25 protein-coding genes are annotated in these 25,566 nt (G+C 61.2%); 12 read left to right on the forward strand and 13 right to left on the reverse strand.

Going from position 1 to position 25,566, the window contains the following annotated elements:
• Window positions 1-72 precede the first annotated feature (72 nt).
• The 10 genes from P3C29_RS14565 to P3C29_RS14610 form a co-directional block, all read right to left on the reverse strand.
• On the reverse strand, window positions 73-918 hold the full coding sequence (locus tag P3C29_RS14565) for a D-hexose-6-phosphate mutarotase (protein ID WP_275964786.1): 846 nt from the start codon (window positions 916-918) through the stop codon (window positions 73-75).
• 178 nt (window positions 919-1,096) lie between these two features.
• Entirely contained in the window at window positions 1,097-2,443 is a 1,347-nt protein-coding gene (locus P3C29_RS14570) for a carbohydrate porin (protein WP_010169863.1), read from the reverse strand.
• 99 nt (window positions 2,444-2,542) lie between these two features.
• Window positions 2,543-3,703 carry a sn-glycerol-3-phosphate ABC transporter ATP-binding protein UgpC gene (ugpC, locus tag P3C29_RS14575; protein ID WP_010169864.1) on the reverse strand — a complete coding sequence of 387 codons (1,161 nt, stop codon included), beginning with the start codon at window positions 3,701-3,703 and terminating at the stop codon, window positions 2,543-2,545.
• Window positions 3,704-3,705: 2 nt separating this feature from the next.
• Window positions 3,706-4,551: a carbohydrate ABC transporter permease gene (locus tag P3C29_RS14580; protein ID WP_010169865.1), complete on the reverse strand. Its 846-nt coding sequence runs from the start codon at window positions 4,549-4,551 to the stop codon at window positions 3,706-3,708.
• Window positions 4,544-5,452, reverse strand: a complete 909-nt coding sequence (locus P3C29_RS14585) for a sugar ABC transporter permease (RefSeq protein WP_010169866.1) — start codon at window positions 5,450-5,452, stop codon at window positions 4,544-4,546. Before P3C29_RS14585 ends, P3C29_RS14580 begins: the two co-directional genes overlap by 8 nt.
• 88 nt (window positions 5,453-5,540) lie before the next feature.
• Complete coding sequence (locus P3C29_RS14590; protein ID WP_010169867.1) at window positions 5,541-6,827, reverse strand: ABC transporter substrate-binding protein; 1,287 nt, start codon at window positions 6,825-6,827, stop codon at window positions 5,541-5,543.
• 106 nt (window positions 6,828-6,933) lie between these two features.
• The gene (locus tag P3C29_RS14595; RefSeq protein WP_275964787.1) at window positions 6,934-8,193 is read right to left on the reverse strand and encodes an AGE family epimerase/isomerase; all 1,260 of its coding nucleotides are present in this window, start codon (window positions 8,191-8,193) and stop codon (window positions 6,934-6,936) included.
• 156 nt (window positions 8,194-8,349) lie between these two features.
• Complete coding sequence (locus P3C29_RS14600) at window positions 8,350-9,177, reverse strand: ATPase (protein ID WP_201125163.1); 828 nt, start codon at window positions 9,175-9,177, stop codon at window positions 8,350-8,352.
• 117 nt (window positions 9,178-9,294) lie between these two features.
• Complete coding sequence (locus tag P3C29_RS14605) at window positions 9,295-10,293, reverse strand: NAD-dependent epimerase/dehydratase family protein (RefSeq protein ID WP_275964788.1); 999 nt, start codon at window positions 10,291-10,293, stop codon at window positions 9,295-9,297.
• Between the two features lie 52 nt (window positions 10,294-10,345).
• Window positions 10,346-11,239 carry a LysR family transcriptional regulator ArgP gene (locus P3C29_RS14610; RefSeq protein ID WP_169386104.1) on the reverse strand — a complete coding sequence of 298 codons (894 nt, stop codon included), beginning with the start codon at window positions 11,237-11,239 and terminating at the stop codon, window positions 10,346-10,348.
• Between the two features lie 99 nt (window positions 11,240-11,338).
• Here P3C29_RS14610 and P3C29_RS14615 point away from each other — a divergent pair, with 99 nt between their 5' ends.
• The 7 genes from P3C29_RS14615 (at window position 11,339) to P3C29_RS14645 (ending at window position 18,991) form a co-directional block, all read left to right on the forward strand.
• The gene (locus P3C29_RS14615) at window positions 11,339-11,740 is read left to right on the forward strand and encodes an ACT domain-containing protein (protein WP_201125164.1); all 402 of its coding nucleotides are present in this window, start codon (window positions 11,339-11,341) and stop codon (window positions 11,738-11,740) included.
• A gap of 5 nt (window positions 11,741-11,745) precedes the next feature.
• Entirely contained in the window at window positions 11,746-12,348 is a 603-nt protein-coding gene (locus P3C29_RS14620; RefSeq protein ID WP_275964789.1) for a LysE/ArgO family amino acid transporter, read from the forward strand.
• A gap of 175 nt (window positions 12,349-12,523) precedes the next feature.
• Window positions 12,524-13,120, forward strand: a complete 597-nt coding sequence (locus P3C29_RS14625) for a Fe-Mn family superoxide dismutase (RefSeq protein ID WP_003212997.1) — start codon at window positions 12,524-12,526, stop codon at window positions 13,118-13,120.
• Window positions 13,121-13,278: 158 nt separating this feature from the next.
• Window positions 13,279-13,464, forward strand: coding sequence for a hypothetical protein (locus tag P3C29_RS14630; RefSeq protein ID WP_201125166.1), 186 nt, complete (start codon window positions 13,279-13,281; stop codon window positions 13,462-13,464).
• Between the two features lie 268 nt (window positions 13,465-13,732).
• Window positions 13,733-15,790 (forward strand): bifunctional diguanylate cyclase/phosphodiesterase, encoded by a 2,058-nt coding sequence (locus P3C29_RS14635; RefSeq protein ID WP_201125167.1) that lies wholly within the window; start codon window positions 13,733-13,735, stop codon window positions 15,788-15,790.
• A 163-nt stretch (window positions 15,791-15,953) separates the two neighbouring features.
• Entirely contained in the window at window positions 15,954-17,291 is a 1,338-nt protein-coding gene (locus P3C29_RS14640) for an imelysin family protein (RefSeq protein WP_010169876.1), read from the forward strand.
• A gap of 245 nt (window positions 17,292-17,536) precedes the next feature.
• The gene (locus tag P3C29_RS14645; protein ID WP_275964790.1) at window positions 17,537-18,991 is read left to right on the forward strand and encodes a TrkH family potassium uptake protein; all 1,455 of its coding nucleotides are present in this window, start codon (window positions 17,537-17,539) and stop codon (window positions 18,989-18,991) included.
• On the opposite strand, the gene P3C29_RS14650 is transcribed toward P3C29_RS14645, so the two are convergent.
• Window positions 18,948-20,003 carry an AraC family transcriptional regulator gene (locus P3C29_RS14650; RefSeq protein WP_010169878.1) on the reverse strand — a complete coding sequence of 352 codons (1,056 nt, stop codon included), beginning with the start codon at window positions 20,001-20,003 and terminating at the stop codon, window positions 18,948-18,950. The two genes, P3C29_RS14645 and P3C29_RS14650, sit on opposite strands and share 44 nt — an antisense overlap.
• Window positions 20,004-20,164: 161 nt before the next feature.
• Here P3C29_RS14650 and P3C29_RS14655 point away from each other — a divergent pair, with 161 nt between their 5' ends.
• Together P3C29_RS14655 and P3C29_RS14660 are read left to right on the forward strand one after the other, a co-directional pair.
• Entirely contained in the window at window positions 20,165-20,476 is a 312-nt protein-coding gene (locus P3C29_RS14655; protein WP_017475724.1) for a DUF962 domain-containing protein, read from the forward strand.
• 33 nt (window positions 20,477-20,509) lie between these two features.
• On the forward strand, window positions 20,510-21,094 hold the full coding sequence (locus P3C29_RS14660) for an HD domain-containing protein (RefSeq protein WP_275964791.1): 585 nt from the start codon (window positions 20,510-20,512) through the stop codon (window positions 21,092-21,094).
• Here the strand turns inward: P3C29_RS14660 and P3C29_RS14665 are convergent.
• Window positions 21,091-22,365: an MFS transporter gene (locus tag P3C29_RS14665; protein ID WP_201126232.1), complete on the reverse strand. Its 1,275-nt coding sequence runs from the start codon at window positions 22,363-22,365 to the stop codon at window positions 21,091-21,093. The genes P3C29_RS14660 and P3C29_RS14665 overlap by 4 nt on opposite strands.
• A 362-nt stretch (window positions 22,366-22,727) precedes the next feature.
• Here P3C29_RS14665 and P3C29_RS14670 point away from each other — a divergent pair, with 362 nt between their 5' ends.
• From P3C29_RS14670 to P3C29_RS14680, 3 genes are all read left to right on the forward strand, one after another.
• The gene (locus P3C29_RS14670) at window positions 22,728-22,856 is read left to right on the forward strand and encodes a hypothetical protein (RefSeq protein ID WP_010169882.1); all 129 of its coding nucleotides are present in this window, start codon (window positions 22,728-22,730) and stop codon (window positions 22,854-22,856) included.
• Window positions 22,857-22,930: 74 nt separating this feature from the next.
• Window positions 22,931-23,104 carry a hypothetical protein gene (locus P3C29_RS14675; protein ID WP_226477393.1) on the forward strand — a complete coding sequence of 58 codons (174 nt, stop codon included), beginning with the start codon at window positions 22,931-22,933 and terminating at the stop codon, window positions 23,102-23,104.
• 86 nt (window positions 23,105-23,190) lie between these two features.
• The gene (locus P3C29_RS14680) at window positions 23,191-24,390 is read left to right on the forward strand and encodes an MFS transporter (RefSeq protein WP_010169884.1); all 1,200 of its coding nucleotides are present in this window, start codon (window positions 23,191-23,193) and stop codon (window positions 24,388-24,390) included.
• On the opposite strand, the gene arfB is transcribed toward P3C29_RS14680, so the two are convergent.
• Window positions 24,387-24,800, reverse strand: coding sequence for an alternative ribosome rescue aminoacyl-tRNA hydrolase ArfB (gene arfB / locus P3C29_RS14685; RefSeq protein ID WP_010169885.1), 414 nt, complete (start codon window positions 24,798-24,800; stop codon window positions 24,387-24,389). The two genes, P3C29_RS14680 and arfB, sit on opposite strands and share 4 nt — an antisense overlap.
• Window positions 24,801-25,566: the final 766 nt, after the last annotated feature.

A 25,566-nucleotide genomic window follows, 5' to 3' on the forward strand; every position in this document is an offset into this window, starting at 1 on the left:
AGGTATATCTCGGTGGCTGGTTTCAGGGCCGCTTCGCAGCCCAGCGCGGGGCAAGCCCGCTCACCACAGGCCTCAGGCCCCCACCCGCGCCTGCAAACTCAAATGCGCCCTCTCCCCCGGCGCCAGGCTCGCACCGGCCATCGCCGACTCCACACACACAAACCCCGACGCCTCGTTGAAGCTCACCCCCAGCAACGGCCGGCTGCCCGGGTGCCACACCACCGTGTCGGCACTCTCGCCGGTATCGATGCACAACTCGCGCTGCCAGGCATGGTCCTTGAGGTGCAACTCGCCCTCGTGCTGGAACACCCGCTGACAGCCGCCATCGACCCGCAATTCACCTTCCTGCTGGCAAACCTGGCGATTGAGCTGGTCGTAGCCTTGCGCCCCATCGAGCCCAGACAGCGCTATCTCACCGACGTTGCCAATTCGCCAATAGGCGTGCAAAGCATGGCTCAGCTGGCATGGCAGTTCGTCCTGGTGCTCGGTGGCCAGGCGCAGTTCCAGGGTTTCCCCCAGGTGCGCATGCAGGTCCACCTGCCAATCGCATAGCTGCAATTGCCAGTGCAAACGCACGCCGTCGTCGTCGGCGCTGCTGTCCAGCAGTTTCCAGTCGATCAGCCGTGCCCAACCATGGGACGGCCAGGCGTTTTCGCTGGGATGGCGGCCATACCACGGCCAACACACCGGCACGCCGCCACGAATGGCGCCGACCTGCGGCCACTTGGCCGCGCACCACAGCCAGGGTTTCTGGCCCTTGGGCTGAAAGTGCAGCAATTGCGCGCCCTGGCGACTGAACACCGCCTGGCAGAGCGGGTGATCGATCACCAACACATCGCGCATCTGAAAGCGTTCCCAGGCGAATACCGGTCGCTCGCGCAGGGATTTGAAAAAGCGTTGCAGCGGATGCTCATGCATGTGCCACGGTCCTGAAAAACTTTGTAGGAGCTGGCTTGCCTGCGATGGCATCGCCTCGGTGTGGCAGATACACCGCGGGGCTCGCATCGCAGGCAAGCCAGCTCCCACACAAAAAAAAGCGGATAGCCATGGCTACCCGCAAAATGCGCACAGAGAGAAGGAGCTTATCGCAACAACGTTAGAACGTAGACTGAATTTTCAGGCCCGCGACTACCGCGTTGTCGACCTGCTTCACGCCGCCTGGGTTGGCGATGTATTGCAGGTTGGGACGCACGGTCAGCCAGTTGGTGACGTGGAAACCATAGTTCAGTTCGACGTTGTACTCAGTGTTACGCAGCGGTGCGTAGCCCGACTGATCGTAATCGGTGAAACCACCAGCGGCATTGAGCAACTCGGCGTTTTTCTTCACGTCACTGTTGGCGTGGATACGGGAGACACCGATACCCACGTCATCTTTGGTACGTGCGTCGAATGGGCCCTTGTACACAAGCATCAGCGACTGGTAGTTGTCGACCAGGTTGGTGTCTTTGTCGTGGAAGGTGACGTTGGCCGCGATGTTCAAGCCGCGGGAAGCGTCGCCATTGTGGGTGGTGAGTTGCTGTTGCAGAACGCCCCAGTAACCGCTTTTGCTGCTGCGAACACGGAAGGCTGCGCCCGTGGTGCCAGCATCGTTGCCGTTGACGTCTTCACGTACGTCGGTGGCATCGGCGGTGCTCTTGTAGTAACCCACACGGTATTCGCCCGGCAGGCCGTTGACCTTAGGCGACCAGACCAATTCCACCGGCAATACGGTGCCCTTGGTGCCGCTGCCGCTGAGTTTGAAGCCGTTGCCGTGCTCAAGCTGCGACGGGTTCTGGTTGTACGCACCGATTTGCGCATACAGCTCAGGCGTGATGTTGTACTTCACGCGGATAGCCGCCTGGCTGACTGGCCAGTTGTACCAGGTGTTTACATAGTTACCGACCTGGGAGCCGCAGAACGACAGGTTCTGGAAGTCGCACGGGAAGGTGTTGAAGTCTTCGCCTTCACCGAAGTAACCGAGTTTCACGTCCAGCTTGTTGTCGAACATCTGGTGCTGAATCCAGAACTGCGTCAGACGCACCATGTGGCCACGGCCGTCGACTTCTTGAGACGAACTCAAGGTGCCGGCACGCGGGTCACCGATACGGTCGTTGGAGATGTTCGCACCATTACGATTGGTCAACTGGATCTTGGCCTGGGTGTTGCTCCAGCCCCACAGCTTGTCCAGGTCCAGTGCTACGCCCAGACCGAACTGGTCAGCGTAACGGGCAGTTTTGTCGTTGTTGTAGCCACCGCTGAGGTTGCCACCGACTTCACCTACGTAATCCGCCTTGATGTCGATACCTTGCTCGATCAGCTTGGTACGCTCACCGCCCCAATCGCCGGTCATCCACTTGGAATCGGAGCTGAATGCATCGGCCGCCATCGCATTGGCGGACAATACCAGGGCTGCTGCTGCTGACAGTTGGCAGATCAGCCGGGTGTTGTTGTGTTGCTTTTTCATCCCTACATCCTCGTCTTTATTGTTATTAACTGTTTTTATCTAACGCGGTTTACTTCTTTGTCCCTGGTTCCCCGACAGGAGCGTGCCCGCTCCTGCCATTCAACGTCCCTTGAATTGAGCGACGTTGTCACTGCGCTCCTGTGCAGGCAACGAAGCGGCAGTGCCCAGACGCTCACCGGTCTTGGCGTCGAACAGCAACACCTTGGCCGGATCGAACTGCAGGGTCAGGGTCTCGCCCACCTGCGGCGCCACATCGGGCGCCAGGCGGCAGCAGACCTTGGTGTCATTGATTTGCACGAACACCAGGGTGTCCGGGCCAGTCGGTTCGGTGACTTGCACCTCGGCCCGAATGGTCGGTGCGCCGGTGGCTTCGGCTGCGGCGAGCACGATCTGCTCCGGGCGCAGGCCCAGGATCACTTCGCGGTCTTCAAGGCCTGCATCGTTCATGCTCAGCGGCAATTCACACCGGGCCTGGCCGCTGTCCAGCAGCGCCACCAGGCGGCCGTCCTTGCGTTGCAGGCGCAGTGGAATGAAGTTCATCGGCGGCGAACCGATAAAGCTCGCCACGAACAGGTTGGCCGGGTCGTTGTAGATCTCTTTCGGCGTGCCGAACTGCTGGATGATGCCGTCCTTCATCACCGCCACTTTGTCCCCCAGGGTCATCGCTTCGATCTGATCGTGGGTGACGTAGACGGTGGTGGTTTTCAGACGCTGGTGCATCAGTTTCATTTCGGTACGCATCTCGACCCGCAGCTTGGCGTCGAGGTTGGACAGCGGTTCGTCGAACAGGTAGATCTTCGGACGACGCGCCAGTGCACGGCCCATGGCCACGCGCTGTTGCTGGCCGCCCGAGAGCTGGCCCGGCTTGCGATTGAGCAGGTGCTCGATCTGCAGCAGCTTGGCGACGCGCGCCACTTCTTCGTCGATCGCCGCCTGGGGCATCTTGCGAATCTTCAGGCCGAACTCGATGTTCTCGCGCACGCTCATGGTCGGGTACAGCGCGTAGGACTGGAACACCATGGCGATGTCGCGATCCTTGGGACTCATGCCGCTCACGTCCTGATCGCCGATCATGATCGCGCCGCCGGTGATGTTTTCCAGGCCGGCAATGCAGTTCATCAAGGTCGACTTGCCGCAACCCGAAGGCCCGACCAGGATCAGGAACTCACCTTCCTTGATCGACAGTTCGATGTTCTTCAGGGTGTCCGGCAGGCCGGTACCGTAGGTCTTGTTTACGTTACGAAGTTCAAGCGTTGCCATGATTACCCCTTGACCGCGCCGGCCGTCAGGCCGCGCACGAAATACTTGCCTGCGACCACATAGACCAGCAGGGTCGGCAGCCCGGCGATCATCGCCGCCGCCATATCAACGTTATATTCCTTGACCCCGGTACTGGTGTTGACCAGGTTGTTCAGCGCCACTGTGATGGGCTGCGAATCACCGCTGGAGAACACCACGCCGAACAGGAAGTCGTTCCAGATCTGCGTGAACTGCCAGATCAGGCACACCATGATGATCGGTGTCGACATCGGCAGGATGATCAGGCGGAAGATCGTGAAGAACCCCGCGCCATCCAGGCGTGCCGCCTTCACCAGTGCATCGGGAATGCTGACGTAGTAGTTACGGAAGAACAGTGTAGTAAACGCCAGTCCGTAGACGATGTGCACGAACACCAGGCCCGTGGTGGTACTGGCCAGGCCCATCTTGCCGAGGGTGAACGAGGCTGGCAGCAGCACGGTCTGGAACGGCAGGAAGCAGCCGAACAGCAGCAGGCCGAAGAACAACTGCGAGCCGCGAAAACGCCACATCGACAGCACGTAGCCGTTCAAGGCACCGATGGCGGTGGAGATCAGCACGGCCGGAACGGTGATCTTGATCGAGTTCCAGAAGTAACCGTCAACCGTGGCCCAGGCTTTCACCCAGCCAATGCCGGTGACAACGGAAGGCCAGCTCAGCAGGTTGCCGGTGCTGATGTCTTCCGGGGTCTTGAAGCTGGTCAGCAACATGACCACCAACGGCACCAGGTACAACAGGACAGCGAGGATCAGCACCGCGTAGATCGCGATGCGGCTCAGGCTGATGGCAGGTTTGCCGACAAGACTAGTCATTGCGCTTGGTCCTTAGCTCGGAGTACAGGTAAGGCACGATGATTGCGAGAATCGCACCGAGCATCAGAATCGCACTGGCCGAGCCCATGCCCATCTGGCCGCGGCTGAAGGTGAAGGAGTACATGAACATCGCTGGCAGGTCGGAGGAGTAACCCGGACCACCCGCGGTCATGGCCGCCACCAGGTCGAAACTCTTGATCGCGATGTGCGCCAGAATCATCACCGCACTGAAGAACACCGGACGCAGGCTTGGCAGCACCACTTTCCAGTAGATGCGCGGCATGCTCGCGCCGTCGATCTGCGCAGCACGGATGATCGATTGATCAACACCGCGCAGGCCGGCGAGGAACATTGCCATGATGAAGCCCGAGGCTTGCCACACAGCGGCGATCACCAGGCAATACACCACACGGTCCGGGTCGATCAGCCAGTCCAGGCGAAAGCCTTCCCAGCCCCAGTCACGCAGCAGTTTGTCCAGGCCCATGCCCGGGTTGAGCAGCCATTTCCAGGCGGTACCGGTAACGATCATCGAGAGCGCCATCGGGTACAGGTAAATGGTGCGGATAAAGCCTTCGCGACGGATTTTCTGGTCGAGGAAAATCGCCAGCGTCACGCCGATCACCAACGTGATGCCGATGAACATGCCACCGAACACCGCGAGGTTCTTGCTCGCGACCCACCAGCGGTCGTTGTCGAACAAGCGCGCGTATTGAGCCAGGCCCACGAACTTGTAGGTCGGCAGGAAAGTCGAGTTAGTGAACGACAGCACAAACGTCCACAGGATGTAGCCATAGAAGCCCACCAGAACGATGAACATGCTCGGCGCCAGCACCAGTTTGGGTAGCCAGCGCTGCAGTGCATCGAACGGCGAGGCTTTGCTGAACACAGCAACAGAACTCATGGGAAAATCCAGTACAGGGAAAAAGGACTACAGGAACATGCCTTGCGGGGGTTAGGGGTCCCCCCGCAAGGCCATTCAGTACTAACCGTTACTTGGCCGACTTGACCGCGCTGTACAGTTGCTTCGCGGTGGCTGCCGGATCAGCGGCCGGGTTGTTGATGTAGTTGGTGACTACGTCAAAGAACGCGCCTTGTACGGCCAGCGTGGTCGCCATGTTGTGCGCCATGCTTGGCTGCAGGCCGCCGGTCTGGGCGTCTGCCAGGAAGTCCTTGGCGGCGGTCTGGGCGCAGGAGTCAAAGCCGTATTTGCCCATGTCTTTCAACATGTCGATACGAACCGGGATCGAGCCCTTGTTGATGCTGAAGACTTTCTGGAAGTTTTCGCTCAACACGACTTTGGCGATGTCCTGCTGACCGGCAGCAGTGCCTTTGTCTTTCTGCTTGAACACCGCGAGGGAATCGATGTTGTAGGTGAACGCCTTGTCGGTGCCCGGGAAGGCTACGCACTCGTAGTCTTTGCCGGCGACTTTCTTGGCGGCGGTCCATTCACTCTTGGCCCAGTCACCCATGATCTGCATGCCGGCCTTGCCATTGATGACTTTGGCGGCTTCCAGGTTCCAGTCCTGACCCTTGCCGTCGACGTCCATGTAGGTCGCGACTTTCTTCAGCTCGGTCAGGGACTTGATCATTTCAGGGCCGGTCAGGGCTTTTTCGTCCAGGTCGACCAGGGCTTTCTTGTAACCGTCAGCCCCCATTACCGAGAGTACGACGGCTTCGAAAACGGTGCTGTCCTGCCAAGGCTGGCCACCGTGGGCGAGCGGAATGAAGCCGGCTTTCTTCAGCTTGTCGCCAGCGGCGTAGAACTCTTCGAGGGTGGTAGGCGGTTTTTCGATACCGGCTTTCTTGAAGACTTCCGGGTTGATCCACAGCCAGTTGACGCGGTGAATGTTCACCGGCACGGCCACGTAATCACCTTCGTACTTCACGGTATCGGAGACTTTCTTGTCCAGCAGGGAGTCCCACTTTTCTTCTTTGGCGGGAACCTTCAGGACGTCGGTGTCGAGCAGCCCGGTGGACGCCCATTCCTGGATGTCGGGGCCTTTGATCTGGGCCATGCCTGGCGGGTTGCCAGCAACGGCGCGGCTTTTCAGCACGGTCATGGCAGTGGAACCGCCACCGCCGGCGACGGCACCGTCTTTCCAGGTGAAACCGTCTTTTTCAACTTGAGCCTTCAGGACATCTACTGCCGCTTTCTCGCCACCCGAGGTCCACCAATGCACAACTTCAACCGTCCCTTTCGAGTCGGCGGCAAAAGCACTGAGGGGAAACAACGAGGCAACGGAAATAGCTACGGCGAGGCGACTGATCGCTTTCATCTGAGTACCTTTTTTCTTGTTGTTATGCATGCAAGTCGGTGCTTGCGCTGCAAACGAGTTTAAACAGGGATTTTTCAGGTGCAGGTAACAAAGGGACGCCAAAATGTCACCACTTAGTGACATAACGCCCGGCGGCCACGGCACTGGCCATGCTCGGTGACAAGGGTAGACCCGGCAGCAATACAGACTGCCAGGCGTGGTAGAGGTCCGGCTTGCCACCCCAGATCTTGGCGCTGGGCTGGTTTTTCGGGCTCAGTTCGTGGTGCCAACTGCCGTGGGTTCGGTCGATGAAATGACTTTCACAGAACTCCCAGAAGCGCCGGTACCAGGTCTCGTAGTGCAGCTCTCCCGTGCGTTTGAGCAACGCCTGGGCAGCGGCGCTGGCTTCGCAATGGGTCCAGTGCAGGCGCTCGCGCACCACCGGGCGCTGGCTCCAGTCGAGGGTATAGACAATGCCGGGGGCACCGTCGACCGCCCAGGCATATTCGCAGGCGCTGGCGAACAGGCCCTTGGCGTCGGTCAACAACCAATCGGGGGTGACGAGCCCGGCGTCCAGGCGCGCGGCCTCAAGGTGCAACACCAGCCGCGCCCATTCAAAGCCGTGGCCGGGGGTGATGCCGTAGGGGCGAAAACCGTCGGCCGGGTTGTCTTCGTTGTAACCGCGCAAGGGTTGCCAGTGGCTGTCGAAATGTTCGATCACCATGTCCCGGTTTTCCGCCGCATGGGTATGAATAATCCGCTCGACGATGCGCAGCGCGCGGTCGAGCCAGCGGGTTTCACCGGTGACATCGGCCAGGGCCAGGAAGGCTTCGGTGGCGTGCATGTTGCTGTTGGCGCCGCGATAGGCTTCGACACCGCTCCAGTCCTGGGCAAAGGACTCGAGCATCGCGCCCTCCTCTTCGCTCCAGAAGTACTGGTCGATGATGTGGGTCGCGTCGTTGAGCAAGGTCTGGGCGCCGGGTGCGCCGGCCACTACCGCAGAGCTGGCGGCCAAGGCCACAAAGGCGTGCAGGTAGGCGGCCTTGCCGGTGTTGCCATCGCGGGCATCGGGCTTGGCGAACCAGCCGCCGTGGCGGGCGTCGCGTAGCGGGCCGCTGAGGGCCGCGACACCGTGCTCCACCAGCTCGGCATAACCGGGCAAGCCCAGGCCGTGGGCCATGGCGAAGCTGTGGGTCATGCGGGCAGTGTTCATGGTTTCGGCGACGGCATCGGGCGGCAAGACGCCGCGGTCGTCGAGGTTGCCGAAGCCTTCAGGCAGCCTGGACGCCTTGGCGAATGACAGCAGGCGCTGGCCTTCAGTGGCAAGCCAGGCGTGATGGGCAGGTGCGTTCAGCCAACTACTGGCAGGCAGTGGTTGCGTGGTCATGATTAGCCCTTTTTATTATGTGCGGGATGACGGGAGTCTAAACAAGGGCGGAGCGAGGGCAAGTAACGAAGGAGGTAGGAAATGTCACCGAATGGTGACATTGAGTGTGCTAGGGCTTGTAGGAGTCATGCGCATGACTCCTACAAGGGATCAACATCATGGCTGCCCGAGTGGGGTGATCCGCGCCGGCTGGTTGATCTGCTGCTGCAGGTTCTGCACCTGGCTCTGCAAAGTGGTGACGTTGCGCGTGGTCTGGATACGGAACACGTCGAATTCCTTGTTGGACGGGCCGTCGGAGGCGGCCGGGCGGCTGTCCTGCTCGCTCTTGAGGACCACAAGGTCCTGCTCCAGGCGGGCAATCGCGGCCGCAGGGTTGCCCTGTTTTTTCAGCGCGGCGACGTCGGCGGAGAGCTCCTTGAATTCGGTGTCCCGGGACTTGAGGGTTGCCACCGCATCCGTCAGCGCCTGGACCTGGCCCTGCAACTGCGCGTTGGCGCCGGCCAGTTGGGTGGTGCTGGCAGTCATTTGCTCCAGGCGCTTGTCGAGGTCAGTCGCCTGGCCCGCCACGCCCAACTGCTGCTTGCCCTGCTCCAGCAACTGGGTTTCCAGCTGCTTGATCTGTAGCTTCAGGGCTTCACTGCCGTTATTCACACTGGCCTCGCTGGCCACCACCTTGCCGGAAATGTCCTGCAGGCGCCCCGCCGCTTCTTCGCTGATGCGCGCGAAGCTTTCCTGGGTCGCCACCAGTTGCTGGCCCATCAGGGAAATCTGCTGGAAGCTCCACCAGGCAAGGCCGGCAAAGGCGAACAGCAGCGCGCCGACCAATGCCCACAACGGCCCGGTACTGGCGCTCTTGACCTTGACTACCGGCGTTGGCCGGGAGCGCACGGACGTGGCCGGCGTAGGCTCAAAATCATCGTCGTCCGAGGTGTCAGCCCGCAGGCTGGGGACGTTGTCAAAGTCGTCGTTAGCATCGTTACGCATGAATCAACCTTCAAACCTTTGAGGTGGCATATAGATAGCCAAGCGCCGAAGTATAAACCTCGACCTGCCGCACTGATCGACCCTGGGTCGCAAATTCGGTTCCCGGTGTGTTGCTGGTTATTTAAGCCCCACGTGCTGGGCTTTCCACCAACTGCAAAACTCATCGAGGGCCGCCCACAGGCTGACCTTGGGCTGGTAGTCGAGATAATGCCGTGCGCGGGTGATGTCGAGGGTGAAATCTTTGTTCATGACCTGCATGCCCAGCCGTGACAACGCCGGCTCAGGACGGCCTGGCCACATCGCGCAAAACGCCTCATTGAGCGCCGCAACACTGTAGGACAAGCCGTAGGACCGGTAACGAGTGACCTGGGGCATGTCCATTTGGCGCATCACGTAGTTCACCACATCCCACACCGGCACCGGGGTACCGTTGCTGATGTTATAGGCCTTGCCCAACGCCGAGCCCGTCGCGAGCAAACCGCTGAGCAAGGCTTCGTTGAGGTTGTGCACGCTGGTGAAATCGACCTTGTTCAGGCCATCGCCAACAATTGCCAGGCGGTTTTTGCGCTGCATTTTCAACAGGCGCGGGAAGATGCTCATGTCGCCGGCCCCCGTGACAAACCGCGGGCGCAGGGCCAGTACTTCGAGGCCGAACTCCTGGGCACCGAACACCTTTTGTTCCGCCAGGTATTTGGTGGCCGCATAGGGATGCTTGAAGCGCTTGGGCACTTGCTCTTCGGTCAGCCCCAGATGATCGCGGCCATCGAAGTAGATCGACGGCGACGACAGGTGCACCAGGCGCCCGACCCGTTGTTTCAGGCAGGCCTCCACCACGTTTTCGGTGACGAGCACATTGCCCTGGTGGAAATCCTGATAACGCCCCCACAACCCCACGGCCCCGGCGCAGTGCACCACGGCTTCGACGTCGCGACACAACTCGCGCACCAGGTCCGGATCATTCAAATCACCCTGGATAAACTCGGCGCCGCGCCGCACCAGGTGTTCCACACCCTCGGCCCGCCGCCCGTTGACCCGCACGTCCAGGCCCTGCTCCAGGGCGAAACGCGCAAAACGCCCGCCAATGAAGCCGCTTGCGCCGGTGACCAGAATTTTCATGACTTACTCCGCATTCTTTCGTTTTTCATCGCTGTTGCCTTGACGCTGGCCATCACTCCAACGGCACCAACCATTGCCCTGTTGTGTGTGCCAGATGATCGGTCAGCAAGCCCAGCAATTGTCCACCACTGCGCCAATGATGCCAGTACAGCGGCACATCGATCGGCTTATCTGGCAATAACTCCACCAGCACACCTCTTTCCAGCTGGTCACGCACCTGCAATTCGGGCACCAGGCCCCAGCCCAATCCGGCTTCCGTCAGGCGGATAAACCCTTCGGACGATGGGCATAAATGGTGTTCGAAACCACCGTCAACGCCCAGGGAAGCCAGGTAGCGATGCTGCAGGAAATCATCCGGCCCGAACACCAACGCCGGCGTGCGGGCCAGTTGATCGGCGCGTACGCCCTCGGGAAAGTGCCGAGCGACAAACGCCGGGCTGGCCAGCGCCCGGTAACGCATGGCACCGAGCAACAGGCTACGGGCACCGGCCACCGGGCGTTCGCTGGCGCAAATGCAGGCCGCCACTTCACCGGCGCGCATGCGTTTGAGGCCGACGGTCTGGTCCTCTACCACCAGGTCCAGCAGCAGGTGCTGCTCGGCGCAGAAGTCGCTCACCGCCTCGGCCCACCAAGTGGCCAGGCTGTCGGCATTCAAGGCGATGCGCAGGCGCTCGGGCATGCCCTCTTCGTCCAGCGCGGGCACCTGGCTTTGCAGGTCGCGCTCCAGCAGCCGCACCTGTTGCACGTGGTTGAGCAAACGGCGGCCGATTTCGGTGGGTGTCGGCGGCGTGGCCCGTACCAGCACCGGCTGGCCGACTCGCGCTTCCAGCAGCTTGATGCGCTGGGAAATCGCCGACTGGGAGATTCCCAGCACCTGAGCGCCGCGCTCAAACCCGGCCTGTTCCACCACCGCTGCGAGGGCGGAAAGCAATTTATAGTCGAACATCAGTTTTCCTAATGAGCGATCAGCAATATTGGTTTTTCTTATACAGCCTTGAACGTGAGAATAGCCAGCATCGTTTCTTCTTATTCAAGGACCCTCCACATGGCTGGCGAAACCGCCCTGGCAACCCTGCTGCGCAGCATGAGCCCACACCTCAATGATGGCGACTACGTGTTCTGCACCCTGGCCGACAGCCGCATCCCCGAGGGATGCGAGGTGATCGGCAGCTTCCGCGAGCAGGAAGGCCTGACGCTGATCGTCGAGCGCCAGCAGGCTGAAAAGGCCGGGCTGGCCTTCGAGTACGTCGCGGCGTGGATCACCCTCAATGTGCATTCAGCCTTGGAAGCCGTGGGCCTGACCGCCGCGTTTGCCACAGCCCTGGGCTCCGCCGGGATCAGCTGCAACGTGATTGCCGGCTACTACCACGATCACCTGTTTGTCGGCCGCGCCGATGCCGAGCGCGCCATGACGGTGTTGCGGCAATTGGCGGCGGGCGCGGAGTAAATCCTATGTGGCAAAGTTATATGAACGGCTTGTTGGTGGCCTTCGGCTTGATCATGGCGATTGGCACCCAGAACGCCTTTGTCCTGGCGCAAAGCCTGCGCCGTGAACATCACCTGCCTGTGGCGGCCTTGTGCGTGGTGTGCGATGCCATCCTGGTGGCGGCCGGTGTGTTCGGCCTGGCCACCGTGCTGGCGCATAACCCAGTACTGCTGGCGATCGCCCGGTGGGGCGGCGCAGCGTTCCTGTTGTGGTACGGCACCCTTGCCCTGCGCCGGGCCTGTTCGAAACAAAGCCTGGGCCAGGGCGAGCAGCTCAAGGTGCGCTCCCTGAAGGCAGTGATGCTCAGCGCCCTGGCGGTGACCTTGCTCAACCCCCACGTGTATCTGGACACCGTCTTGTTGATCGGCTCCCTCGGCGCCCAGCAAACCGAACCCGGCGCTTACGTGGCCGGTGCCGCCAGCGCTTCWCTGCTGTGGTTCATGACCCTGGCACTGGGCGCGGCATGGCTGGCACCGTGGCTGGCGCGCCCCGCCACCTGGCGGATTCTGGACCTGCTGGTGGCCGCCATGATGTTCAGCGTGGCCTATCAATTAATCAGCGCAGCGTAGATATTCCAAAACGCTCTGGAACCTCTATCCCACACAGTTGTTGCGTGGTTTTGCCGCACCCCCGGTGCTATGATCCAGCCCCTGCGCCGCAAAGAGTACAAACTCCCCGGCGCTTGTTTGGCCGCCCGTGATCGGCCTTGCGCTCACCGCAACTGACCTGATTAGGAGAATCATCATGGCTTTCGAATTGCCGCCGCTGCCCTACGCACACGATGCCCTGCAGCCGCACATCTCCAAGGAAACCTTGGAGTATCACCACGACAAGCACCACAACACCTATGTCGTGAACCTGAACAACCTGGTGCCTGGCACCGAGTTCGAAGGCAAGACCCTGGAAGAAATCGTCAAGTCTTCTTCGGGCGGCATCTTCAACAACGCCGCTCAGGTCTGGAACCACACCTTCTACTGGAACTGCCTGGCGCCAAACGCCGGCGGTCAACCTACCGGCGCACTGGCTGAGGCGATCAACGCCGCCTTCGGTTCGTTCGACAAGTTCAAGGAAGAGTTCACCAAGACTTCCGTCGGCACCTTCGGTTCCGGTTGGGGCTGGCTGGTGAAAAAGGCTGACGGTTCCCTGGCCCTGGCCAGCACCATCGGCGCCGGCAACCCGCTGACCAGCGGCGACACCCCGCTGCTGACCTGCGACGTCTGGGAACACGCTTACTACATCGACTACCGCAACGTGCGTCCAAAGTATGTGGAAGCGTTCTGGAACCTGGTCAACTGGAAGTTCGTGGCTGAGCAGTTCGAAGGCAAAACCTTCACTGCTTAAGTACCGCTTGCAGTAGAAAGAGCCCGGCGATTGCCGGGCTTTTTTGTGGGCAGTTACAAATGGAAAAAGCCAGGAAAAAGCTGGAACTCATCAGGGGGATTTTGCCACGCAGCATGTAAGAGGAATGTTCCTCTCATTTGACTGCAGGAGAACCTGATATGGATCCACTATCTTTGCTCGGCATGGCCCCCCAAGCTCTCAATATGGCTGATAAGGGCATGGACCTTCTGGACAAGGGCTTGGGCATGCTTGATAAGGCCATGGACATGGCTCAACAGACCATGGGGCAAATCAACCCTCAGGCGCAGGAACAGCAACAACCGCCGAAAATTTCATATTCCTGATGTGCGCTGAACACTCGACGGCTTGTCTCGCGGGCCCGGAAAATCCGTGTTCGCCCTGACAAGACGGTACAAAAAGTCGGCGGGAACTATCCGCCGACCGTTCTGCAAGCCTGGCCTCTCTCCCCATTCCCCTCCCAACGTCATACCCAAGGCGCCTCATCTAAACCGTAAAACCTGCCCTGGCCACAATGTCCCTTTGACTGCCCTCACGGGATTGCCAATACTCATGGCATATTGAGGCTACCCGCATGGAACAAGGAATAACCCTTTGAAGCTGGAACTCAAAAACAGCTTGTCGGTGAAGTTGCTACGGGTGGTACTGCTTTCGGCATTGGCAGTGGGCGTGGTACTGAGCGCGGCGCAAATCGTCTTTGATGCGTACAAGACGCGCCAGGCCGTGGCCGGTGATGCCCAGCGCATCCTCGACATGTTTCGCGACCCGTCCACCCAGGCCGTCTACAGCCTGGACCGGGAGATGGGCATGCAGGTCATCGAAGGCCTGTTCCAGGACGATGCCGTGCGCATGGCCTCCATCGGCCACCCCAACGAAACCATGCTCGCGGAAAAAACCCGCGACCTGCAACAATCCCCGAGCCGCTGGCTGACCGACCTGATTCTGGGCCAGGAACGCACGTTCACCACGCCGCTGGTGGGGCGCGGGCCTTACAGCGAGTACTACGGTGACCTGAGCATCACCCTCGACACCGCCACCTACGGCAAAGGGTTTCTCGTCAGCTCAGTGATCATTTTTATCTCCGGGGTGCTGCGAGCACTGGCCATGGGCCTGGTGTTGTACCTGGTCTATCACTGGCTGCTCACCAAGCCGCTCTCGCGAATCATCGAGCACCTGAGTTCGATCAACCCCGACCGGCCCAGCGAGCACAAGATCCCGCAGCTGAAAGGCCACGAGAAAAACGAACTGGGGATCTGGATCAACACCGCCAACCAGTTGCTCGAATCCATCGAGCGTAATACGCACTTGCGCCATGAGGCGGAAAACAGCCTGCTGCGCATGGCCCAATACGACTTTCTCACCGGTTTGCCGAACCGCCAGAAACTGCAGGAGCAACTGGACAAGATCCTGATCGACGCCGGCCGCCGGCAACGTCGGGTCGCCGTGTTGTGTGTGGGGCTGGATGACTTCAAAAGCGTCAACGAGCAGTTCACCTACCAAGCCGGCGACCAGTTGCTGCTGGCCCTCGCCGACCGCCTGCGCGCCCACAGCGGCCGCCTGGGTGCCCTGGCCCGACTGGGCGGCGACCAGTTCGCCCTGGTGCAGGCCGATATCGAGCAGCCTTATGAAGCCGCCGAGCTGGCACAAAGCATCCTCGATGACCTGGAAGCGGAGTTCGCCCTCGACGATGGGCACGAGCAAATCCGCCTGCGCGCCACCATCGGCATCACCCTGTTCCCGGAAGACGGCGACAGCACCGAGAAGTTGCTGCAAAAAGCCGAACAGACCATGACCCTGGCCAAGAGCCGTTCGCGCAACCGCTACCAGTTCTATATCGCCAGCGTCGACAGCGAAATGCGCCGCCGCCGCGAGCTGGAAAAAGACTTGCGCGATGCCTTGAGCCGCGAGCAGTTCCACCTGGTGTACCAGCCACAGATCAGCTACCTCGACCACCGCGTGGTGGGGGTCGAAGCCTTGATTCGCTGGCAGCACCCGGAGCACGGCCTGGTGCCACCCGACCTGTTTATCCCGCTGGCGGAACAGAACGGCACCATCATTGCCATCGGCGAATGGGTCCTGGACCAGGCCTGCCGGCAACTGCGGGAATGGCACGACCTGGGTTTCACCGAGCTGCGCATGGCGGTCAACCTGTCGACGGTGCAACTGCACCACGCCGAGCTGCCACGGGTTGTCAACAATCTGCTGCAAATCTACCGCCTGCCGCCCCGCAGCCTGGAGCTGGAAGTCACCGAGACCGGCCTGATGGAAGACATCAGCACCGCCGCCCAGCATCTGCTGAGCCTGCGCCGCTCTGGCGCGCTGATTGCGATTGATGACTTCGGCACCGGCTATTCGTCCCTGAGCTATCTGAAAAGCCTGCCGCTGGACAAGATCAAGATCGACAAGAGTTTCGTCCAGGACCTGCTGGATGACGACGACGATGCGACCATCGTGCGGGCGATCATCCAGCTCGGCAAAAGCCTTGGCATGCAGGTGATCGCCGAAGGCGTGGAGACCGCCGAACAGGAGGCCTACATCATCTCCGAGGGCTGTCACGAAGGTCAGGGCTACCACTACAGCAAACCCCTGCCGGCGCGGGAGTTGGTGGCCTATTTGAAACAGGCCCAGCGCAACAACGCCGCCATTCTCTGAGGCGATGCCGGCCACCGGGAGCACGCGCACCGGTGGCCGGCAAATCGATACTAAATATTTCCTACTTATAACCCTTTACACAAAATGCAAATCTTTCGCATTATGTCGCAGTTTTGCGCGCCCCCCCGCGTGCCCCATCAACAACCGAAGCAGGATGTTCGCCATGATTCGTATGCCCCTGGCCACCGCCAGCCTTCTCGCCATTGCCATTTCGCTCGCCGGTTGCGGTGAAGGCAAAGACAAGGCCGCCGCGCCTCAAGCCCCGGCCGCCGCCAGCACTACCGCCCCGGCGGCTGCCCCGGCAGGCCAGGTTGACGAAGCCGCCGCCAAGGCGGTGGTCGCGCATTACGCAGACATGGTGTTCGCGGTGTACAGCGATGCCGAGTCCACCGCGAAAACCCTGCAAACCGCGATCGACACCTTCCTCGCCAACCCGAACGACGACACCCTGAAAGCGGCCCGTACCGCCTGGATCGCCGCTCGTGTGCCCTACCTGCAGAGCGAAGTGTTCCGTTTCGGCAACACCATCATTGACGACTGGGAAGGCCAGGTGAACGCCTGGCCCCTGGACGAAGGCCTGATCGACTACGTCGACAAGACCTACGAACACGCCCTGGGCAACCCTGGTGCCACCGCCAACATCATTGCCAACAACGAGATCCAGGTCGGCGAAGACAAGGTCGACGTGAAAGACATCACCCCGGAAAAACTCGCCAGCCTGAATGAGCTGGGCGGTTCCGAGGCCAACGTTGCCACCGGCTACCACGCGATTGAATTCCTGCTCTGGGGCCAGGACCTGAACGGCACCGGCCCGGGCGCCGGCAACCGTCCAGCCTCGGACTACATGACCGGTGATGGCGCCACTGGCGGCCACAACGAGCGTCGCCGCACCTACCTGCGCGCCGTGACGCAACTGTTGGTCAGCGACCTGGAAGAGATGGTCGGCAACTGGAAACCCAACGTCGAAGACAACTACCGCGCCACGCTGGAAGCAGAGCCTGCGACCGATGGCCTGCGCAAAATGCTGTTCGGCATGGGTAGCCTGTCCCTGGGCGAACTGGCCGGTGAGCGGATGAAGGTTTCCCTGGAAGCCAACTCGCCGGAAGACGAACAGGATTGCTTCAGCGACAACACCCACAACTCGCACTTCTATGACGCCAAGGGTATTCGTAACGTTTACCTGGGCGAGTACACCCGCACCGACGGCACCAAAATGACCGGCGCCAGCCTGTCGTCCCTGGTGGCCAAGGCGGACCCGGCTGCCGACGCAACCCTGAAGGCTGACCTGGCATCGACCGAAGCGAAGATCCAGGTGATGGTGGATCACGCCAACAACGGTGAGCACTACGACCAACTGATCGCCGCCGGTAACGACAAAGGCAATCAGATCGTGCGTGATGCCATCGCCGCGCTGGTGAAGCAGACCGGTTCGATCGAACAGGCCGCTGGCAAGCTGGGCATCAGCGACTTGAACCCGGATAACGCTGATCACGAGTTCTGATCACTGTAGCGAGCGGGCTTGCCCCGCGCTGGGCTGCGCAGCAGCCCTAATGGCAAACGCCGAGTTCTTCCTGAAAGAACCCGGCGTTTTTTTTGGGGCCGCTACGCAGCCCAGCGCGGGGCAAGCCCGCTCACCACAAAAATCCCACTCACCACCGGGTTCATACGCTGTCAGCTGCGCCCCGGTTTACTTGCCCTGCACCGCAGGTAGAATGGCGCCTTTCCCTGTCACACCGAGCGGACCTCATGGCGTTGCCGACCTTACGGATAATCGGTTTCATTATCGGCATCTTCCTGATCACCCTGGCGATCGCCATGGTCATCCCCATGGCGACCCTGGTGTTTTTCGAACGCACCAGCGACCTGCCATCGTTCCTCTGGGCCAGCATGATCACGTTCATCGCAGGCCTGGCGCTGGTCATCCCCGGCCGCCCGGAACACGTGCACCTGCGCCCGCGGGACATGTACCTCCTCACCGTGACCAGCTGGCTGGTGGTGTGCATCTTCGCCGCGCTACCGTTTCTGCTGACCCAGCACATCAGCTACACCGACTCGTTCTTCGAAAGCATGTCCGGCATCACCGCCACGGGTTCCACGGTGCTCAGCGGCCTGGACACCATGTCCCCGGGCATCCTCATCTGGCGCTCCTTGCTGCACTGGCTCGGCGGCATCGGCTTTATCGGCATGGCGGTGGCGATCCTGCCGCTGCTGCGCATCGGCGGCATGCGCCTGTTCCAGACCGAATCTTCCGACCGCTCGGAAAAGGTCATGCCCCGCTCGCACATGGTGGCGCGCCTGATCGTGGCGGCCTACGTGGGCATCACCATCCTCGGCAGCCTGGCGTTCTGGTGGGCCGGCATGGGCCTGTTCGATGCGATCAACCATGCGATGTCAGCCATTTCCACCGGCGGGTTTTCCACCTCCGATGAATCCCTGGCCCACTGGAAACAACCCGCAGTGCACTGGGTGGCGGTGGTGGTGATGATCATGGGCAGCCTGCCGTTCACCCTGTATGTGGCCACGCTGCGGGGCAACCGCCGGGCGCTGATCAAGGACCAGCAGGTGCAAGGCTTGCTCGGTTTGCTGCTGGTGACCTGGCTGGTACTCGGCACCTGGTACTGGTGGACCACCGACCTGCATTGGCTGGACGCGCTGCGCCACGTGGCGGTAAACGTCACCTCAGTGGTGACCACCACCGGCTTTGCGTTGGGGGACTACAGCATCTGGGGCAATTTCTCGCTGATGCTGTTCTTCTACCTGGGCTTTGTGGGCGGCTGCTCCGGCTCCACCGCCGGCGGCATCAAGATCTTTCGGTTCCAGGTGGCCTACATCCTGCTCAAGGCCAACTTGAACCAGCTGATTCACCCGCGCGCGGTGATCAAGCAGAAGTACAACGGCCATCGCCTCGATGAAGAAATCGTGCGCTCGATCCTGACGTTTTCGTTTTTCTTCGCCATCACCATCTGCGCCATCGCCCTGGCCCTGTCGCTGCTGGGGCTGGACTGGATGACCGCGCTGACCGGCGCCGCCAGTACCGTGTCCGGCGTGGGCCCGGGCCTGGGGGAAACCATCGGCCCGGCCGGCAACTTCTCCACCCTGCCGGACGCCGCCAAGTGGATCCTGTCCCTGGGCATGCTGCTCGGCCGGCTGGAGATCATTACGGTGTTTGTGCTGTGCATTCCGGCGTTTTGGCGTCACTGACGGGCGCTTCCTGCAACCGCGCCCGGTACTCGCCGGGCGTGGCATCGAACCAACGACGGAACGCCCGGAAGAAGTTGCTCGGGTCGGCAAACCCCAACAGGTAGGCAATTTCCAGCAGGGTCATGCTCGGCTGCGCCAGGTATTGCTCGGCCAATTCGCGGCGAGTGTCGTCGAGCAGGGTCTGGAAACTGGTGCCCTCCTCCTGCAAGCGGCGCTGCAGGGTGCGCTGGGACAGGTGCAGCGTCTGCGCAACCACCTCGCGCTTGGGCTCGCCCTGGGGCAGCAACCGGCACAACACCTGGCGCGCCTTGTGGGTCACGCGGCTTTCGGAAAACCGCGCCAGGTACTCCCCGGCAAAACGATCATGCAGCAACGCCATCGCCTCGTTCGCCGTGGGCAACGGCGCTTCCATGTCCGCCCGCTCGAAGATCAGCGCGTCATAGGGCGCGTTGAACACCAGCGGTGCATGGAAGGCTTGTTTATAAGGCGCCAGGTCCGCCGGCTGATCGCCCTGCACCAGCACCTTGCGCGGCTGCAGGGTGCGCCCGGTCAACCAGCCGCACAACGCCAGCGCACTCGCCAGGGAGGCTTCGGCGCTTTGCCGGGTGGGCGGCAGGTGATCGCCGTGCACGGTAAGAATCAGCGCATAGCCTTCGGGTAACAGTCGGAAACTCAGGTCGGCGCTTTCAGCAATGATCCGCTGATAACGCACCAGCCGCATAAAGCCTTCGGCCAGGGTGTTACTGGACATCAAGGCATAACCGGCCACATGAAACGACGCCGGTCGCACCACCTTCCCCATGTTCAGGCCAATCGCCGGGTTGCCCGACAGCTCGACCGCGCGCTGCCAGAGCCGGGTCATGGAGTCCTGGGGGAAACGCGCATCGGGGTCGTTCAGCGCGGCGTAATCCAGGCCGAGCTGCTTGAACAAGGCACGGCAATCCAGGCCGTCCATCTCCAGCGCCTTGACTATCCCCATCGCCCAGCTTGCAGAAGTCGTTCGTTCGCTCATGGCGTTTTCTTAACAAGGAAGGCTGAAACGACAGCCAGGAATCCGAAGGATACTAAAGTGGCATCTATTGTCACTGGCTGTTACCACTGATGACTCTAGACTCAAATAAGCTCCCCGCCGAACATCTGTCGGGCAGAACAATAACCAGAGGGCCGGATACTGTGGAAAATGTCAGACAATTCAACAGCTTCGCCGATTTCTACCCGTATTACCTGAGCGAACACGGCAACAGTACGTGCCGTCGCCTGCACTTTATCGGCACCAGCCTCGTTATCTTCATTCTCGCGTTCGCCATTGGCAAAGGCGCCTGGTGGCTGCTGCTGGCGCTCCCGGTTGCCGGCTACAGCTTTGCCTGGATCGGCCACTTCTTCTTTGAAAAGAATCGCCCGGCGACCTTCCAGCATCCGCTTTACAGCCTGTTGGGGGATTTTGTGATGTACCGCGACATGATCCTGGGCAAGGTGCCGTTCTAGCCCCGTCCCTCAAAAACAATAAGAGAGGCTTTGATGAACCAGCAGGCCCGCTTCACCCATATGCAGGACGGCACCCAGGAAGACTGGGCGATCATCGCCAAGGATTTCAGCGCCTACGCCCGGCAATTGCCCAGCCGGATCCTCGCGCATCTGCGGTTGCTGGAGGGCGACTTCGGCGGTTTCCCGGTGGACCGCCTGACCCATTCGCTGCAAACCGCCAGCCGTGCCTGGCACGACGGGCGCGATGAAGAATACGTGGTGTGCGCCCTGCTCCATGACATCGGCGACACCCTGGGCTCCTACAACCACCCGGACATCGCCGCCGCGATCCTCAAGCCGTTTGTAAGCCCCGAGAACCTGTGGATGGTGGAGAAGCACGGGATCTTTCAGGGCTATTACTTCTTCCATCACCTGGGGATGGACCGCCACCTGCGCGAGCAATTTGGCGACCATCCGCAGTACCGGCAAACCATCGAGTTCTGCGCGCAGTACGACGCGGCGGCGTTCGATCCGGCCTACGACACCCTGCCGCTGAGCTTCTTCGAACCGATGCTGGCACGGGTGTTTGCCCAGCCGAAGAACTCGCTCTACAAGGCCGCGATGGAGCGTCAGGGCTAAACCGGCAGCAACGTGCCGCCCTGGCCGGTCTGGGCGACTGGCTCGGGGCCTTTAACGATCTCCCGGGCTACCGCCAGGATCACGATGGCGGCGATGATGTCGAAAATCGCCAGCACCACAAACAGCGGGCTGTAGCCGACCTTGGTCACCAGTACACCGAACACGGCGGTAAATGCCGCGGCCCCGATAAACCCGCACATCTGCCCGCCGCCGGTCGCGGTGGCCACGTCGTTCTTGCCAAACGAGTCCGAGGCGATGGAAAACAGCGCGCCCGACAAGGTCTGGTGGGCGAAACCGCCGACGCACAGCAGGGCAATCGCGGTGTAGGCGCTGTCTACGAGGCCGATGCAGGCCGGGCCGATCATGCACAGGCAGCCGAACAACATCACCAGCTTGCGCGACGTGAACAGCGAGACCTTGAAGTAGCGATGGAACAGCGGGCTCAGGTAGCCGCCCAGCACGCAGCCGATGTCGGCAGCGAGAAACGGCAGCCAGGCAAACAGCGCCATTTCCTTGATGTTCATGTGCCGCTCGGTCATCAGGTACAGCGGAATCCAGGCGTTGAAGGTCTGCCAGGCCGGCTCCGAGAGCATGCGCGCCGAGGCCATGGCGAAAAAATTGCGGCTCTTGAGGATGCGCCTCCAACTGGCTTTCTTCTGCGCGCCTTCCTTGAGATGGGTTTCCTGGCCGGCCTCGATGTACTCGCGCTCGGCCTGAGCGAGCAGGCGCTGGTCACGCGGGTGTTTGTACAGCAGCAGCCACAGCCCACTCCACACCAGGCCAATGCCGCCGACGATCAGGAACGCCAACTGCCAGCCGCTGTGCAAGATTGCCCAGACCACCAGTGGCGGCGCCAGCAACGCCCCAAACGAGGAGCCAAAGTTGAACCAGCCGATGGCGACGGAGCGCTCCTTGGCCGGGAACCACTCGGTAATCGCCTTGACGCCGCCGGGGAAGCCCGCCGACTCCGTCAGCCCCAGCGCGCCACGGGCCACCGCCAGGCTCTGCCAACCGGTGGCGAACGCCGCCAGGGCACACACCACAGACCAGGAAATGGCGAAGATCGCAAAGCCCATCTTGGTGCCAATCGCGTCGATTACATAACCGGCGATCGGCTGCATCAAGGCGTAGCACACCTGCCAGGCAACCACGATATGGGAGTACTGCTCAGTGGAGATGCTCAGGTCGGTCATCAGCGTAGGGGCTGCGACTGAGAGCGTGTTGCGGGCCAGGTAGTTAATAATCAGGCCGACCGTCATCAGCCCGACCATCCACCAACGGATGCCTTTGATTTTCATCGCTTCACCTTAATTATTTTTAGATTTGAGGCGTACGTTCTGCGACCGAGCGCATCCGTATTACGGGCGCTATAAAACTGTAACGTCATATGTCGTCATACAACTATTAGCGTTATATTCAGTCAGCAGCGCGATGTCAATCCGTTAAGGGTGATGTTGTACGATGACAATGGATCCACCTGTGGCGCCACGTCACTTGCGCAGCGGGATGAAGACGGGTTCATTTTCCGAGATAAAATCTTTCTGTCATTTACAGTGCTGTATCCTGCACAGGCTTTTTGAAAGCGCGGAATCACCTGCGATTGATAAAACAGATCTTGCGAGGAGCGACGACGATGCACGAAATCCCTAATCTCCCCTTCCCAAGCCTGCGCGAAACTGAGCAGCCAACCCCGCAACAGGCCGGCGCCAGCAAGCCCGAGCCAAAAGAGGCAAAACCGGTCGACCGCAAAAGCGAAGACTGAGTGCCGTACCCAGACCGTGTGGAAAGCGTGACATTGCGCGCTTTCCACACCGCCTGAACACCGTGAGCCCCGCCATGACCGACACCCCCCCCGATACAGCCCTGCTCGACACTGCCCTGCAGATGGTCGATGTCTGGAACCGCCTCACCCCGGAAAAACAGGCACTCCTGCTCAAGCGCTTCGGCACCCAGGAAAACGCCCTCGCCGCGCTGGTCACCACGCAACTGCTCAACCCCGCCGATCGCTAAAAGTTTGGTTTCCTGCCCCCGCGCACGCCCAGCATCGGTATCATAAGCAGCCTATCTTTTCCTGCTGCGACAGTGGACCTCTCCCCATGCCAGATACCCAGCGCCCCATGGCGGTCACGCTGCAAGTCGTTTCCATCGTCCTGTTCACCTTTATCGGCTACCTGAACATCGGCATTCCGCTGGCCGTGCTGCCGGGCTATGTGCACAGCGACCTGGGCTTTGGCGCCGTGATCGCGGGCCTGGTGATCAGCGTGCAGTACCTGGCCACCCTGCTGAGCCGGCCCTATGCCGGGCGCATCATCGATAACCGCGGCAGCAAACGCGCCGTCATGTACGGCCTGGCCGGTTGCGGGTTAAGCGGCGTGTTCATGTTGCTCTCGGCGTGGTTATCGCACCTGCCGGCGTTGAGCCTCACCAGCCTGCTGATCGGCCGCCTGGTGCTCGGCAGCGCTGAAAGCCTGGTGGGCTCTGGCTCCATCGGCTGGGGCATCGGCCGGGTCGGCGCGGCAAACACCGCCAAGGTCATCTCCTGGAACGGCATCGCCAGCTACGGCGCCCTGGCCATCGGCGCGCCGCTGGGGGTGTTGCTGGTCAGTCATTTCGGACTGTGGAGCATGGGCGTCAGCATCATCCTGCTGGCGGTGCTGGGCCTGCTCCTGGCCTGGCCGAAAGTCGCCGCACCGATCGTGGTGGGCGAGCGCCTGCCGTTCATGCATGTACTGGGGCGCGTGCTGCCCCACGGTTGCGGGCTGGCGTTGGGCTCGATCGGGTTTGGCACCATCGCTACCTTCATCACCTTGTATTACGCGACCCAGCATTGGGATAACGCCGTACTGTGCCTGAGCCTGTTTGGTGCCAGCTTTATCGGGGCGCGGTTGCTGTTCGGGAATTTGATCAACCGGATTGGCGGGTTTCGCGTGGCGATTGCCTGCCTGTCGGTAGAGACCCTGGGCCTGCTGCTGTTGTGGCTGGCGCCGGATCCTCACCTGGCACTGGCGGGTGCGGCGTTGAGCGGGTTTGGCTTTTCCCTGGTGTTTCCAGCGCTGGGGGTGGAGGCGGTCAACCTGGTGCCCGCTTCAAGCCGGGGCGCGGCGGTGGGTGCGTATTCGCTGTTTATCGACTTGTCGCTGGGGATCACCGGGCCGTTGGCCGGGGCGATTGCGGCGGGGTTCGGGTTTGCCTCGATCTTCCTGTTTGCGGCGATCGCTGCGTTTGGCGGGTTGCTGTTGAGCCTGTACCTGTACCGGCAGGCGCCGAAGTATCGCGAAGAACGGGAAGCGAGCTAGAAGTCGACCTTGCCCCGCCCGGCCTTGATGCTGCCGCGTTTGGTCTTGGATTCGAGGCGGCGCTTTTTTGAGCCCAGGGTGGGTTTGGTGGGGCGGCGCTTTTTTTCGACCTTGGTGGCGCTCTGGATCAGCTCGACCAAACGCTCGAGGGCGTCGGCGCGGTTCTGTTCCTGGGTGCGGTATTGCTGGGCCTTGAGGATCAGCACGCCTTCGCTGGTGATGCGGCTGTCGCGCAGGGCCAGCAGGCGTTCCTTGTAGAAGTCAGGCAGGGACGAGGCCGGGATGTCGAAACGCAGGTGCACGGCGCTGGAAACCTTGTTGACGTTTTGACCGCCGGCGCCCTGGGCGCGGATGGCCGTCAACTCGATCTCGGCGTCGGGGAGGTGCACGTTGTTGGAAATCACCAGCATTTTTTGATCGGGCCTTGGGATGGAGGGGTAAGGATACGCCAATGTGTTGGGCTGCTGGGGCCTGGGGGCATATCCGTTATTTTTGTAATGGCCACTTAGGGTTCCGCTCTTACAGCGGCTCACTTTTGAAAAGCGCAAAAGTAAGCAAAACGCTCTTGCCCCACCACTCGGCACCTCGCCTAGGCTCGGTGTGCCCTCTCTCCGGTACTACTGCGCGGGCCGCCGCGACGGGGCGTCCCTGCCCCGTCGCGGCTAAACCGGCGTCCTGCCGGTTTACCCGCTCCGTACTACCTGCGTTCGGCCAGCGTGGTTTAACGGGGCGCCTAAGATCAAGATCAAAAGCAGATCAACAGCACAGCGGCCTACAGGCCGGCTTGAGTGGTGTGAAGCAAAGGCAAAATCAAAATCTAAAGCCAGAGCGGGCACGGTCAAAAATGTGGGAGCGGGCTTGCTCGCGAATGCAGTCTTTCAGTTGATGCATTTGGTGACTGACACACCGCATTCGCGAGCAAGCCCGCTCCCACATTTAGACTGCGTGTGCCCTTGATCTTGCTCTGGCTTCTACCACTCAAGCCGGCCTGTAGGCCGCTGTGCTCTTGCTTTTGATCTTGATCTGACTGCCCCAATAAGCCCGAGGCCGAACGCAGGGATTGAGGAGCGGGTAAACCGGCAGGACGCCGGTTTAGCCGCGACGGGGCAGGGACGCCCCGTCGCGGCGGCCCGCGGAGCAATGCCGGAGTGAGGGAACACCGAGCCTAGGCGAGGT

The sequence above is a fragment of the Pseudomonas sp. 1912-s genome (assembly GCF_029269205.1).
In the GTDB taxonomy this organism is placed as follows: domain Bacteria; phylum Pseudomonadota; class Gammaproteobacteria; order Pseudomonadales; family Pseudomonadaceae; genus Aquipseudomonas.

What these genes read in the sequence shown, in the direction of transcription:
- P3C29_RS14600 (WP_201125163.1), bottom strand. Translation starts at nt 9,177, where the DNA reads ATGCGTAACGATGCTAACGACGACTTTGACAACGTCCCCAGCCTGCGG.
- P3C29_RS14665 (WP_201126232.1), bottom strand. Translation starts at nt 22,365, where the DNA reads ATGGTCGGGCTGATGACGGTCGGCCTGATTATTAACTACCTGGCCCGC.
- P3C29_RS14590 (WP_010169867.1), bottom strand. Translation starts at nt 6,827, where the DNA reads ATGAAAGCGATCAGTCGCCTCGCCGTAGCTATTTCCGTTGCCTCGTTG.
- P3C29_RS14675 (WP_226477393.1), top strand. Translation starts at nt 22,931, where the DNA reads ATGACCGACACCCCCCCCGATACAGCCCTGCTCGACACTGCCCTGCAG.
- P3C29_RS14585 (WP_010169866.1), bottom strand. Translation starts at nt 5,452, where the DNA reads ATGAGTTCTGTTGCTGTGTTCAGCAAAGCCTCGCCGTTCGATGCACTG.
- P3C29_RS14580 (WP_010169865.1), bottom strand. Translation starts at nt 4,551, where the DNA reads ATGACTAGTCTTGTCGGCAAACCTGCCATCAGCCTGAGCCGCATCGCG.
- P3C29_RS14640 (WP_010169876.1), top strand. Translation starts at nt 15,954, where the DNA reads ATGATTCGTATGCCCCTGGCCACCGCCAGCCTTCTCGCCATTGCCATT.
- P3C29_RS14625 (WP_003212997.1), top strand. Translation starts at nt 12,524, where the DNA reads ATGGCTTTCGAATTGCCGCCGCTGCCCTACGCACACGATGCCCTGCAG.
- P3C29_RS14630 (WP_201125166.1), top strand. Translation starts at nt 13,279, where the DNA reads ATGGATCCACTATCTTTGCTCGGCATGGCCCCCCAAGCTCTCAATATG.
- P3C29_RS14615 (WP_201125164.1), top strand. Translation starts at nt 11,339, where the DNA reads ATGGCTGGCGAAACCGCCCTGGCAACCCTGCTGCGCAGCATGAGCCCA.
- P3C29_RS14565 (WP_275964786.1), bottom strand. Translation starts at nt 918, where the DNA reads ATGCATGAGCATCCGCTGCAACGCTTTTTCAAATCCCTGCGCGAGCGA.
- P3C29_RS14605 (WP_275964788.1), bottom strand. Translation starts at nt 10,293, where the DNA reads ATGAAAATTCTGGTCACCGGCGCAAGCGGCTTCATTGGCGGGCGTTTT.
- P3C29_RS14610 (WP_169386104.1), bottom strand. Translation starts at nt 11,239, where the DNA reads ATGTTCGACTATAAATTGCTTTCCGCCCTCGCAGCGGTGGTGGAACAG.
- P3C29_RS14670 (WP_010169882.1), top strand. Translation starts at nt 22,728, where the DNA reads ATGCACGAAATCCCTAATCTCCCCTTCCCAAGCCTGCGCGAAACTGAG.
- P3C29_RS14595 (WP_275964787.1), bottom strand. Translation starts at nt 8,193, where the DNA reads ATGACCACGCAACCACTGCCTGCCAGTAGTTGGCTGAACGCACCTGCC.
- P3C29_RS14650 (WP_010169878.1), bottom strand. Translation starts at nt 20,003, where the DNA reads ATGAGCGAACGAACGACTTCTGCAAGCTGGGCGATGGGGATAGTCAAG.
- ugpC (WP_010169864.1), bottom strand. Translation starts at nt 3,703, where the DNA reads ATGGCAACGCTTGAACTTCGTAACGTAAACAAGACCTACGGTACCGGC.
- P3C29_RS14660 (WP_275964791.1), top strand. Translation starts at nt 20,510, where the DNA reads ATGAACCAGCAGGCCCGCTTCACCCATATGCAGGACGGCACCCAGGAA.
- arfB (WP_010169885.1), bottom strand. Translation starts at nt 24,800, where the DNA reads ATGCTGGTGATTTCCAACAACGTGCACCTCCCCGACGCCGAGATCGAG.
- P3C29_RS14645 (WP_275964790.1), top strand. Translation starts at nt 17,537, where the DNA reads ATGGCGTTGCCGACCTTACGGATAATCGGTTTCATTATCGGCATCTTC.
- P3C29_RS14680 (WP_010169884.1), top strand. Translation starts at nt 23,191, where the DNA reads ATGCCAGATACCCAGCGCCCCATGGCGGTCACGCTGCAAGTCGTTTCC.
- P3C29_RS14570 (WP_010169863.1), bottom strand. Translation starts at nt 2,443, where the DNA reads ATGAAAAAGCAACACAACAACACCCGGCTGATCTGCCAACTGTCAGCA.